The organism is Butyrivibrio sp. X503 (assembly GCF_003625475.1).
Lineage (GTDB): Bacteria > Bacillota > Clostridia > Lachnospirales > Lachnospiraceae > Butyrivibrio.
Window position 1 is genome coordinate 72,845 of the sequence record NZ_RAIQ01000009.1, and the last position, 12,521, is coordinate 85,365.

The 12,521-nt window shown below is 44.8% G+C and carries 10 protein-coding genes; all 10 read left to right on the top strand.

Annotated features, from left to right (window positions below):
* Positions 1–7: 7 nt before the first annotated feature.
* The 10 genes from D6853_RS13770 to D6853_RS13815 all read left to right on the top strand — a co-directional run bounded on the left by D6853_RS13770 (position 8) and on the right by D6853_RS13815 (position 12,499).
* Entirely contained in the window at positions 8–253 is a 246-nt protein-coding gene (locus tag D6853_RS13770; RefSeq protein ID WP_092245517.1) for an acyl carrier protein, read from the top strand.
* A 4-nt stretch (positions 254–257) separates the two neighbouring features.
* On the top strand, positions 258–647 hold the full coding sequence (locus tag D6853_RS13775; protein ID WP_092245514.1) for a VOC family protein: 390 nt from the start codon (positions 258–260) through the stop codon (positions 645–647).
* Between the two features lie 67 nt (positions 648–714).
* On the top strand, positions 715–1,872 hold the full coding sequence (locus D6853_RS13780; RefSeq protein ID WP_147367774.1) for a glycosyltransferase: 1,158 nt from the start codon (positions 715–717) through the stop codon (positions 1,870–1,872).
* Between the two features lie 11 nt (positions 1,873–1,883).
* On the top strand, positions 1,884–3,671 hold the full coding sequence (locus D6853_RS13785) for an HAD-IIIC family phosphatase (RefSeq protein WP_120658588.1): 1,788 nt from the start codon (positions 1,884–1,886) through the stop codon (positions 3,669–3,671).
* Between the two features lie 42 nt (positions 3,672–3,713).
* Positions 3,714–5,603: an asparagine synthase (glutamine-hydrolyzing) gene (gene asnB, locus D6853_RS13790; protein ID WP_120658589.1), complete on the top strand. Its 1,890-nt coding sequence runs from the start codon at positions 3,714–3,716 to the stop codon at positions 5,601–5,603.
* On the top strand, positions 5,600–7,153 hold the full coding sequence (locus D6853_RS13795) for an MBOAT family O-acyltransferase (RefSeq protein WP_120658590.1): 1,554 nt from the start codon (positions 5,600–5,602) through the stop codon (positions 7,151–7,153). Before asnB ends, D6853_RS13795 begins: the two co-directional genes overlap by 4 nt.
* Positions 7,154–7,197: 44 nt before the next feature.
* Positions 7,198–8,352, top strand: coding sequence for an SGNH/GDSL hydrolase family protein (locus D6853_RS13800; RefSeq protein WP_120658591.1), 1,155 nt, complete (start codon positions 7,198–7,200; stop codon positions 8,350–8,352).
* Positions 8,353–8,435: 83 nt separating this feature from the next.
* Positions 8,436–9,308, top strand: coding sequence for an alpha-1,2-fucosyltransferase (locus tag D6853_RS13805; protein ID WP_158588762.1), 873 nt, complete (start codon positions 8,436–8,438; stop codon positions 9,306–9,308).
* A gap of 2 nt (positions 9,309–9,310) precedes the next feature.
* Positions 9,311–11,116 (top strand): ABC transporter ATP-binding protein, encoded by a 1,806-nt coding sequence (locus tag D6853_RS13810; protein WP_120658592.1) that lies wholly within the window; start codon positions 9,311–9,313, stop codon positions 11,114–11,116.
* 339 nt (positions 11,117–11,455) lie between these two features.
* On the top strand, positions 11,456–12,499 hold the full coding sequence (locus tag D6853_RS13815) for a glycosyl transferase (RefSeq protein ID WP_120658593.1): 1,044 nt from the start codon (positions 11,456–11,458) through the stop codon (positions 12,497–12,499).
* Positions 12,500–12,521: the final 22 nt, after the last annotated feature.

Sequence of the window (12,521 nt, forward strand, 5' to 3'; positions counted from 1 at the left end):
TTTTTAAATGACAAGAGAAGAAGTTTTTGAGAAATTAAATGAAGTATTCAGAGATGTTTTCGAGGAGGACGATCTTACCGTTACCGATGCTACAACAGCGGCAGATGTTGACGGATGGGATTCACTTGAGCACATCAATCTTATCAATGCCATCGAGCAGGAGTTTGACATCAAGTTCAACATGGGACAGATCGTTTCAATGAAGAATGTAGGTGAGATGGCAGACATTATCATGAGCAAATTACAGGGCTAAACGCATGAAGATACATCACGTTGGATATCTTGCAAAGAGCATAGCAAAGTCCGAGAAGAAATTCTTGGAGCTCGGATACGAGATCGAGCGCCCGGTTAAGTTCGACGAGATAAGGAACATCAACATCGAGTTCCTTGTAAACGGCGATTACAGGGTTGAACTCATAGAGCCCATGGGTGAGGATTCTCCCATGTATCCTTTGCTTGCGCGCTATAAGAACACGCCTTATCATTTTTGCTATGAAGTCGAAGATATAGACAAGGCTGTGGAGGAGCTTTCCGCGCAGCGCTACACCGTGATACACGAGCCCAACATCGCGCCCTGTATCGACGGCAAGAAAGTCGCTTTTTTATACAATAACAGCATGGGGATAATCGAGCTTGTTGAATTCTGAGATTAATAATAAAAAGCATATCGCTATGTATATAGGCTCCCTTCAAAAGGGCGGCGCAGAGAGGGTAATGGCTAATCTTGCGGATTATTTTTTTGAGCAGGGTTATAAAGTTACTCTTGTTACCACGTACCTTGCAGCCAACGAATACGAGGTTAAACACGCAGCCTGGAAGAGTGTTCCCGCAGGTGCGCCCGGTGCTGAGCTTGTAGCGGACCTTGACGAAAATCCTGTTTGGGTTGATCCAAACGGCGGCGAGAAGGGCGGAATACAGCGCATTTTCTCGGCACTTCTTAAGGACGAGCAGGAAAAGAGTCGTATCAAGAATTTCAGAAAAAGATCAGAGAAGCTTGTAAAGATCTGGAAGGACCTTAGACCCGACATGATCCTGAGCTTCATGGGAAAGAATAATATTATGGCGCTCTCAACGGCAACGAAAGAAGAGATCAAGGTTGTCGTATCCGTAAGAGCAGACCCTTCTATGGAGTATTCGAGCACATCAATGAAGGCTGCGATGCTTACAAACTTCGGAAAGGCAGCCGGAGTCGTTGTTCAGTCAAACGGCGCCAAAGCCAAGTTCCCTGCATACATCAGGAAGAAATGCATCATTCTTCCGAACGCGATCGATCCCTCTTTTATCAGACCCAGATATATCGGTGAGCGTGAGAAGAAGATCGTAATGGTCGCAAGACTTAACGAAAACAAGAACCAGGCTATGGTAATGGAAGCTTTCAAGGAAGCTACCAAAGATAAATTTAAGGATTATAAGCTCGTACTCTACGGAGACGGCCCCGACAGAGCCAAACAGCAAAGGCTCGCGGTAAGCCTCGGAATAGATTCACGAGTTGAATTTGCGGGTAACGTCAAGCACGTCGCCGAGCATATAGAGAAGGCATATATCTTTATACTTGCATCCAACCACGAGGGCATGCCCAACTCACTTATAGAGGCTATGTCACTGGGACTTGCGTGCATATCCACGGATTGCCCTTGCGGAGGCCCCAAGGACCTTATAAATGACGGAGAGAACGGACTTCTCGTTCCCGTCGGAGACAAAGATGCAATGGCACAGGCAATAAGAAAGCTTCTTGAAGATAAAGAGCTTGCCGACAGGATCGGAACCGAAGCTGCCAAGATTCAGGAAAAGTGCAGCCCTGAGGTTACGAATGAAATGTGGAAGAAGTATTTTGACAAGATCATCGGAAATACGGATGACAGTAAATTTTAAAAGGACACTATATGAAAGAACTTGAATATCCTTTTGACAACAGCTACATAATGAAAAAGTCCAAGACCATCAAAAAGACTCTTCTTTCTGACGGTGCGGACAGGATAAAAAAGAAAATAGCGGTACTAGGAGGCTCCACGACCCATGACATCATAAGGATACTGGAGCTTTTTTTACTAAATTACGGAATAGAACCTTCATTCTACGAATCGGAATACGGTCAGTACTGGCAGGATGCCATGTTTCCATCCGATGAGTTAAAAGAGTTTGCACCTGATGTTATCTACATTCATACATCAAACCGCAACATCACAAACTTCCCTGAGATGTCTGACAGTAAAGAAGACGTTGATGCCAAGTTTGAAGCTACTTTCAAGCACTTCGAGACGATGTGGGACAATCTTGCAAATCTCTATAAGTGTCCCGTAATACAGAACAATTTCGAGGCGCCTTTCTACAGACTTCTCGGAAACAGAGATGCTTACGACATTCACGGAAGACTTAATTTCATAAACAGATTAAATGCGGCCTTCGCGGACTATGCTGCCAAAAAAGCAGATGCCGGCGAAAGCTTTTTTATAAACGATATCAACTACGTATCAAGTAGTTACGGTCTTGATGAGTGGTCAGACCCGCTTGCATGGCACATGTACAAGTATGCGCTCTGCATTCAGGCTATTCCCACGCTCAGCTTTAATATTGCCAATATCATCAAGTCAATCTACGGAAAGAACAAGAAGGGCCTTGTGCTCGATCTTGACAATACACTTTGGGGCGGCGTTGTAGGTGACGACGGCGTCGACGGAATCGAGATAGGCCAGGAGACCAACTTGGGGCAGGTTTATTCCGAGTTCCAGCAGTATGTAAAAATGCAAAAAGACCTTGGAATAGTCCTTACGGTTGATTCCAAGAACGATGAAGAGAATGCGATCGCGGGACTAAAGCATCCCGACGGAATACTTACTCCCGATGATTTTGTTATGATAAAGGCCAACTGGGAGCCAAAGAGTGAGAACATGAAGGCAATAGCTTCAGAGCTTAACGTCCTTCCCGAGTCACTTGTATTTGTGGATGACAACCCTGCGGAAAGAGCTATCATAGAGGGACAGATCCCCGGTGCAATGGCGCCCGCCATAGATTCACCCGAGCACTATATCAGGATACTCGATCATTCGGGATTCTTTGAGGCAACGGCAATCTCAGAGGATGATAAGAAGCGTAACGAGATGTATATGGCAAACAAAAAGCGTACTCAATTGGAGCAGAGCTTTGCCGACTACACCGAGTACCTTAAATCACTTGAGATGGAAGCTGTTATCGCGCCTTTTGAAAAGCTCTATATGCCTCGTATCGCGCAGCTTACCAATAAGAGTAACCAGTTTAACTTAACTACCAAGCGCTATACACAGGACGACATCGAAAAGACGGCGGCCGATGACAATAACATCACGCTCTACGGCAGATTGACGGATAAATTCGGAGACAACGGGATCGTTTCGCTGGTGATCGGTAACGTCAAGGGCGAGGAGCTTCACATAGACCTCTGGCTCATGAGCTGCCGCGTCCTTAAAAGAGATATGGAATTTGCCATGATGGATGAGCTCTGTAAGAAGGCTTTAGAGCGAGGAATCAAGACAATTTACGGATATTATTATCCGACTGCCAAGAATAAGATGGTAAAAGATTTTTATTCTTTGCACGGCTTTGATATGATAGAGGAAGACGGTGACGGCAACAGAACGTACAAGCTGGAGCTTTCGGCGTACGAACCCAAGAACAAAGTTATCAAAGTGAACTGAGTATAGGCACCGGATTAGACATACGGTGCTTCGGAGACATATATGTGCGGAATTAACGGTCTTATCGGGTATAAGGGTGACAGACATGCGATCATAGCCAAGATGAATGAGCGTATGCTTCACAGAGGCCCCGATGATGAAGGAATTTACATAAGTGATGATATGAAAGTGGCGCTTGGACATAGGCGCCTTTCTATTGTGGACTTATCCAAGAACGGCGCTCAGCCCATGGTTTCACATTCGGGCAAGAGCGTTATTGTATATAACGGCGAGATCTACAACGCCGGCGAAGTAAAAGACAAGCTTATTAAAGACGGCAAGGCTACGACCTTCAGAGGAACATCGGATACCGAGATCCTTCTTGAAGCTATCGAGAACTACGGAATGAAAGAAGCTCTCAGGCTTTGCAAGGGTATGTTTGGAATCGCGGTTTACAATAAGGAGGCCGGAACGGTTACTCTCGCAAGAGACAGAGTCGGTGAGAAGCCTTTGTACTACGGAACGGTAGCAGGCTCTTTTGCCTTTGCTTCCGACATCGGATGCTTGCGCGTTATTGACGGTTTTGACAACGAGATCAACAGAGAAGTTCTTGATATATATTTTACGGAAGGTTATATTCCCGCGCCGCACACGATATATAAGGATATTTACAAGCTTGAAGCGGGCACAATAATAACGGTTGATATTGATACATTAAAGACCAAAGAAGAGACCTACTGGTCGATGACAGAGGCTGCGATAAAGGGCCAGAGCAATATCTTTACGGGCAGTAGAGAAGAGGCTTCACTTGAGCTTGAGAGGCTGTTAAAAGAGTCTGTGAAAGGCCAGATGATCTCGGATGTTCCGCTCGGAGCTTTTCTTTCGGCGGGAATCGACAGCAGCACGGTCGTTGCACTGATGCAGTCCGTTTCGGATAATCAGGTACGCACCTTCACGATCGGAATGGAAGATGAGAAGTACAACGAGGCAGTTAAGGCAAAAGAGATTGCTAAGCACCTCGGCACGATACATACGGAAGAGTACATCACTGAGAAGGATGCCAAGGCGGTAATCCCGCAGCTTCCCTTTATGTTCGGCGAACCTTTTGCCGATTCATCGCAGATCCCGACTTATCTTGTCAGCAAGATGACGAGAAAGCATGTGACGGTTTCTCTTTCGGGAGACGGCGGAGATGAGCTCTTTGCGGGCTATAAGTCCTATGAATCCGTAGACAGAGTCTGGGGCAAGGTCGGAAAGCTTCCGTATTTGCTAAGGAAGCCCATAAGCGCCGCTATCCTTGCGACTAACCCCAAGGATGAGGTAAGAAGAAGTAAAGCTATTTATCTTGGAGCAAAGGGCCCCGGCGAGATTCACAGGTTTGAGCATGAGACGGATCCTTTGGTAAAAAAGATCGCAATCAAGAAGGACAAGCCTCTTTTATACAAATATGACGACATGGCGAAAGCTCTTTTGACAGAGCCCATTCATAACGCCATGCTTATGGATATGCTTGTGTATCATCCTGATGATATACTGGTTAAGGTCGACAGGACCGCTATGGCGGTTTCGCTTGAGACAAGAGTTCCGATGCTCGACAGAGACCTCTTGGAATTTGCGTGGTCGCTCCCTATCGAGTATCTTAGAGAAGGAAATGTCGGCAAGCAGGTTCTTCGTGACGTTCTCTACAGACATGTTCCGAAGGAGCTTATGGAAGGACCGAAGAAGGGCTTCTCGATTCCGATCGCCAAGTGGCTTATGGACGGCGAGATCAGGCAGTGGGCTGAAGATCTTCTTGATAAGGACAAGATGCGGCAGCAGGATATTCTTGATCCGGATGTTGTTGAGAAGATCTGGACCGACTTTACAGAGCGCGGGATTTACAGAATCCAGATTTGGTATATACTTATGTTCCGACAGTGGTATGAAAAAGAATATAAGAAAGAAAATTTATGAGTATAACTTCGTTTAGTTTTTTGTGCTTCGTTGCACTTGTTTTAATAGCATATTATGCGGTGCCTCTTTTGTTTAAGAAAAGAGGTCAGTGGGTGGTGCTCTTAACCTCGAGCATCATCTTCTATTTGTTTTCCGTAAAGGGAGACTATGTTCAGATCGTATTCCCGCTCGTGGCTTCGTTTGTGACTTGGGGACTTTTAAAGCTTTTGGCAGGGACAGGCGAAGAAGAGCTTGTAAAAAGAAGACTGATACTTGCGGCGGAGCTTGCGGTTCTTCTCGGAATACTTATCGTGTTTAAATTCTATAAGTTCATTACAGGAGGCGATGTTATCCCTCCCACGGGACTTTCTTTCTATACATTTATTTTACTTGGGTATTTTATCGAGGTCTACAACGGCATTGGCGTCAGAAGAGACAGCTTCCTTCAGACAACTCTTGTCGGAATGTTCTTCCCGCTTATGGTTCAGGGACCTATCATAAAGACCCGTGAACACAGCGACCAGTTCTTTGAATATCATAAGCCTGACTACAAGAATCTTACCTTCGGAGCGCAGAGGATGCTTTGGGGCTTCTTTAAGTGGCTTGTTATCTCGCAGAGACTCAAAATAATAGTGGATGAGATCTACAACAACAATGCGCAGTACCCGGGAGCGTATATTTGGCTGGGCACTGTGTGTTTTGCGTTTCAGTTATATACCAATTTCTCGGGCGGAATCGACATCGTTATCGGCCTTGCCGAGATGCTCGGAATTATTCTTCCCGAAAACTTTACGACTCCTTTCTTTGCAAAGAACATAAGCGAATACTGGAGAAGATGGCACGCTACGCTCGGAATCTGGATGAAGGACAATGTCTTTTACCCGCTTCTTAGGACCAAGATGATAATGGGGCTTGGCAAGAAGCTTAAGAATGTATTCGGTAAAAAGAAAGGAAAGCAGATCACTACTTACGTTGCCATGTTTATCCTGTGGTTTTCCGTAGGTCTGTGGCACGGAGGAGCGGCAACGTTCGTTATCGGCTCGGGCCTTTTGCACTGGGCATATATCGTGCTCGGTGAAGTGACACTTCCGTTCTTCACATGGCTTTTTGAGAAAAAGCTCCACATCAATATGCAGAGCAAGTTTGCAAACGGCTTCAGGGTTGTGAGAACGTTTTTCTTTGTTTGCATAGGTGACTTGTTCTTTAGGGCAAAAAACATTCCGCATGCGCTCAGTCTTTTGAAGGGAAGCGTCAGCTCTTTTAACCCGCAGATTTTTGTTGACGGCAGTTTGCTGAATCTCGGACTTAGTATCTACGAGTGGGGAATACTGCTTGTTACAATGGCGGTGTTCATTACCGTTTCCGTTATTCAGTACAGAATGGAGCTATCGCGTGACGGTAAGATCACGGGCAGCAGATTTGAAGGTTATTCAAACTTTAGAGAGTACATTGCTTCCAAGAAGCTTGTGATCAGATGGATCGTGTATCTGGCGCTGTTTTTCATGGTGCTTTTACTTGCGGAGTACGGACCCGGATTTAATCCCGCGGATTCTATTTATGATGATTTTTGATGCTGAGTACCCGGCTTATTATGGTATAAGGATTTGAGATAAAAATGACTAAGAAACAGATAATTAAGATTGGCATTTTCATATTGATGATCATGTGGCTTATCCCTCATATCACCTACTGTATCAGGACCAACGGTGATGTGAAGGACAGGTTTGTCGGTTTTTACGCAGAAAAAAGAAACACGATAGACGCTGTCGTTATCGGCTCAAGCCCTGTTCCTTACTGCATTGCGACACCTAGGATCTACGGCGATATGGGTATAACCATGTATCCTCTTTCAACGAATATGCAGCGCCCCGTTGCGGCCAAGTATCTTGTTGAGGAGACGCTTAAGACGCAGGATCCGGATCTTTTTATCTTTGAGATGAAGATGTGGCAGGCAGAGGACGAAGCTCTTATAAATGCCGATAAAGAAAAGCACATGGGGCATACGAGGGAAGTTACTGATAACATGAAGTATTCCCTTAATAGGATAAAGACCATAAATGCGATGGTTACGCCGGAAAATGCGGAGTATGACGAAGACGGCAAAATGTTCTCCGATTATAAGCCTTTTAACTTTTATTTTGATATATGCAAGTATCATTCCAACTGGAAGACGCTTATAATGTGGAGCCAGCTTCGCACGTTCTTTTACGCTTATCCCGATGATCTGAAGGGTTTTGTTGCTTCCGATGAGGTGAAACCCGCGGAAAAAGAGAATTTCCACAGTGTATCGGATATTGAGAAGATGCCTGCCGAGCAGCAGGAGTACTTGGACGATCTGATCGCATGCCTTAAGAAGCACAATAAAGATGCGCTATTTATCATCACTCCTTTTACCGTAAACGAAGAGGAGCAGAGTAAGATCAATTACATCAGGGATTATGTGACCGAAAGAGGTTACAATTTTCTTGATATGAACCAGCATCTTGATGAGATAGGTTTTGATGAGACCGCCGATTACAAAGACGGCGGAACACATACGAATATTGTCGGCGCCGATAAGGTGACGGTGTGGTTTGAAGAATACCTGTCAGAGAACTATGTAAAGACCGGTAAGCTCGGTAAGCACGACAGAAGGCACGAGCATAAGTACAATTCCTGGAAGAAGTCCTACGACCTTTGGATGGAAGAGCTTTCCCGCGGTGAGGACAAGATTCGCGAAAGAATCGCAAACGGAGACTACAGTACTCTGCAAGGCGATGAAGAAGATTGACGGATGTTCTTTAGAACTTAGAATTATGGTATAATTAACCATGTATGCGTTCACATAACGAGACGTTTATAGGTGGAGGGGATATGATAATAATTCAGCTTAAGGGCGGACTGGGAAATCAGATGTTCCAGTATGCGCTCTACAGAGCTCTTAAGAAAAAAGGTAAAGTTGTAAAGATAGATGATGTGACGGGCTTTATCAATGACAAGCTAAGGAAACCAGTTATTGCGGGATACGGGCTTGAGTATGAGAAAGCAAGTAAGGAAGAAGTCGTTGCACTGACTGATTCCAAGATGGATATTTTCAGCCGCATCAGAAGAAAGCTTACAGGCAGAAAGACCTTTAGAATAGATGAGGAGTCGGGACGCTTTGATCCAAAGATCCTGGAACTCGATGATGCTTACCTTGTAGGCTATTGGCAGAGCGAGAAATATTTTACCGACGAATCCGTACAGAATGAGATAAGAGAGGCTTTTGAGAGAAGACCTCAGGAGCTTATGAACGATACAGTCAGCTGGACGCTGCTCCAGCAGATAGAGTGCTGTGAATCTGTAAGTCTTCACGTTAGAAGAACAGACTATATAGACGAAGAGCACAAGCACATTCACAATCTTTGCTCGGAGAAATATTACAAGAACGCCATCAATAAGATCAGGGAAGTTTATCCCAAGGCAATGTTCTTTATTTTCACCGATGACAAGGAATGGTGTAAGAACCACTTCAAGGGTCGCTGCTTCAGCGTAGTTGAGCTTGAAGAGGGACCTAAGACCGATATCGCCGAGATGATGCTTATGAGTAAGTGTAAGCACCACATCATCGCCAACAGCTCTTTTAGCTGGTGGGCCGCATGGCTCAACGATGCACCCGAGAAGATGGTCATCGCTCCGGCCAAGTGGATCAACAACAAGGATATGGACGATATCTATACAGATAGAATGTTGAAAGTGGAAGTTTAGTTATGAGTAATAACGATAGCAATAAGAAAGTCAGTCTTTTTACTAAGTTAAACTATATATTTGATAAAAAACAGAAGGGACAGTTAGGAATACTAGCTGTCCTTATACTCATTGGGGGCTTTTTTGAGACATTGGGAGTTTCGATGATAATCCCTGTAATGTCAGCTATTTTGAGTCCCGATAAATTTGAGGCTATGGTCAAGGAACAGAAGGTCATAAGAGTGGTCCTCGATACGTTACATCTCGGATATGACGCGGCCAAGCTTGCGGTTCCGCTTATCCTGTGCATGATCGCGGTGTTTTTCATCAAGAATGCATATCTTTTGTTCCTGATCTACAAGCAGAATACCTTTATCACAAGGGCAAGAAATGACATGATCAGCAGGGTCATGAGAGAATTCCTAAACAGACCCTATGAGGATTACCTCGGAGCTGATATTCCCACTGTTTTCAGAATTACCGACAGTGATATCCCAAGGACATTTACGCTCGTGCTGTCCATTCTTTCACTTGCGACGGAGCTTGTTGTTTCGATATGTCTTGGCATAGTGCTGATCGTTGTAAACTGGGAGATGACGGTTCTTGCTATCCTGGTTCTCCTTGTGATGACTCTTTTTATCACCAAGGTGCTTAAGCCAAGGCTCAACAAGATAGGAAAAGAGAATCAGGAGACCCAGAGTAGGATCGCAAAGTGGAGACTTCAGGCTATCTACGGACTTAAGGACGTTAAGGTTTTAAACAGGCAGGATTTCTTTATCCGCAACTATTATGAGTCCGGTAAAGTCGGAGCCGATCTTGCAAGGAACTATACGGTTCTTAACAATATCCCGAGACTTCTCATAGAGACAGTATTTATGGCAACCATTATGTTGTATGTGCTCTTTAATTTCGTGAGAGGAGGATCGTCGGAAGAGCTGACAACCCAGATCATGGCGTTCGGTGTTGCGGCGCTTCGTATCATGCCTTCTGTAAACCGCATAAATACTTATCTTACAGAGATCGCATATAATCAGTACAGTCTTGATTTTGTATATAACAATCTCACTGATTCCATGAAGATGGACAAGGAGATGAGAGCGGAGAGAGCGGCTATCGCAGGTCCCGCGCTTAAGCTGTCAAAAGAGATTGAGATAAAAGATATTTCTTTTGCTTATCCGGATTCCGATGTGAAGATATTCGACGGTGCCAATATGGTCGTGCCTAAGGGCAAATCCGTAGGTATCATGGGTCCTTCCGGCGCCGGTAAATCAACAGTTGTCGATATCATCCTTGGACTACTTCATGTACAGAAGGGTGAGATTCTCTGCGACGGAAGCAATATCTTCAGTAACTATGATTCCTGGCTTTCTCAGATCGGATACATTCCTCAGTCAATCTACATGGTTGATGAGTCGATCCGTGAGAATATCGCATTTGGTATAGACGCAGATGAGATAGATGATAAGAGAATCTGGGAAGTTATGGAGGAGGCTCAGCTCGCCGACTTTGTTCGAAGCCTTCCCGAAGGTCTTGATACCAAGATCGGTGACAGAGGCGTAAGACTTTCCGGCGGTCAGAGACAGCGTATCGGTATCGCGAGAGCTCTTTATCACAACCCTGAGATCCTCGTATTTGACGAGGCAACGAGCGCTCTCGACAACGAGACAGAGGCAGCAGTTATGGAGGCTATCAATAGCTTCCACGGCAAAAAGACTATGATCATAATTGCGCACAGACTCAACACTATCGCGAACTGCGATGTCATCTATGAAGTTAAAGACGAGACCATTAGGGAAACTTCGCTGGATGGCAAGACGATAATACAGTAGAACAAAATACGAACATACGTTCTTGTAATATGATCAGTACTGTGCTAGTATTTTATACGGAGCGGTGCCCTGCTTATACAGCAGGGAGGTGATGCCGATGGTGACATATACGGAAATGTTTACGTATACTCTGGTGCTTATTGCACTTATCACATTGGTGATTGAGATAAAGAAATAACCGCCCCGTACTTTTAGCAGAGTGTAGGCGGTTACTTTTGTAACATAATACATTGAATAAAAGCGGGGTATCCGCTCCTTCTTTATCTAGATTATAGCATAGAATTTCTGTAGTTCAATATATTTTGATTTTTGAATTGAAAGAGCATTTGGAGCTAATAAATGATAGGAACAGAATTCATTCCGGGCTACGGCTTGGGAAATCAATTATTTTTTTATATAGTTACCCGTTGTATGGCTGCCGATAAGGGAGTCGATTTTGGCTTTATAAATCCCGGTCAGGTGGGCAATGTCTTTCATTCTCAGAAGGGCATGTACTTCATGGACATTGACATGGGTACCGAGATTCCGGCGGAAGACAAGGATAAATATACAATCTTCAATGAGCAGGACGATCGCCTCTACATGGGTAATTCAAGGCACGATATGAATAACGGCTGTTATATTAGCGGCGCAGATAAGAGGCTCTTCGACATTGAAGACAATACCTTGATTTATGGTAACCTTCAGGACGAGAGCTACTTCGAGAGATACAGGGACAAGATCAAGGACTGGCTCAGGGTCAAGCCTGAAGCGGAGTCCTATGAATACACAGCGGACGACCTCTGCATCATCAATATCAGAGGCGGCGAGTACACCAACCATCCGGAGCTCTACCTCGACAGGAAGTATTTCCTCAATGCTATCAAGCATATGAAGAAGATCAATAAGGACATGAGATTCATGGTGGTCACAGAGGATGAAGAGGCCGCAAGGAAAATACTTCCCGAGTACGAGTGTCACCACTTCGACATGGGTAAGGATTATGTGACGATCAAGAATGCCAGATATCTGATCCTTTCTAATTCATCCTTCTCTATCATGCCGGTTCTTTCAAGCACGGAGCTTAAGTATGCGATAGCTCCCAAGTACTGGGCAAGACACAATATCTCGGACGGCTTCTGGTCTTCCGAGCAGAATATATACAGCTTCTTACATTACCAGGACAAGAAAGGCAGGATCTTTGAAGCCGACGAGTGTAGGAAAGAACTCGAGGAATATAAAAAGAGATCGAGACTTTATGCGCGCAGGAATATAAAGCCCGGCAAGGTAGGCGCCTTTTTCCAGGTGATCAGAAGAAAATGCCTGTACGGAGTCTTTTACCTGAAGAAGATCGTCAGAAGCCTTGAGAAGAGAGTCGGAATTATCAAGAAATATCAGTATTAAGAGCGTTGGCTGCAAGTTGGTC

Coding starts and splice junctions, on each gene's coding strand:
- D6853_RS13770 (WP_092245517.1), top strand. CDS start 8: ATGACAAGAGAAGAAGTTTTTGAGAAATTAAATGAAGTATTCAGAGAT.
- D6853_RS13775 (WP_092245514.1), top strand. CDS start 258: ATGAAGATACATCACGTTGGATATCTTGCAAAGAGCATAGCAAAGTCC.
- D6853_RS13780 (WP_147367774.1), top strand. CDS start 715: ATGGCTAATCTTGCGGATTATTTTTTTGAGCAGGGTTATAAAGTTACT.
- D6853_RS13785 (WP_120658588.1), top strand. CDS start 1,884: ATGAAAGAACTTGAATATCCTTTTGACAACAGCTACATAATGAAAAAG.
- asnB (WP_120658589.1), top strand. CDS start 3,714: ATGTGCGGAATTAACGGTCTTATCGGGTATAAGGGTGACAGACATGCG.
- D6853_RS13795 (WP_120658590.1), top strand. CDS start 5,600: ATGAGTATAACTTCGTTTAGTTTTTTGTGCTTCGTTGCACTTGTTTTA.
- D6853_RS13800 (WP_120658591.1), top strand. CDS start 7,198: ATGACTAAGAAACAGATAATTAAGATTGGCATTTTCATATTGATGATC.
- D6853_RS13805 (WP_158588762.1), top strand. CDS start 8,436: ATGATAATAATTCAGCTTAAGGGCGGACTGGGAAATCAGATGTTCCAG.
- D6853_RS13810 (WP_120658592.1), top strand. CDS start 9,311: ATGAGTAATAACGATAGCAATAAGAAAGTCAGTCTTTTTACTAAGTTA.
- D6853_RS13815 (WP_120658593.1), top strand. CDS start 11,456: ATGATAGGAACAGAATTCATTCCGGGCTACGGCTTGGGAAATCAATTA.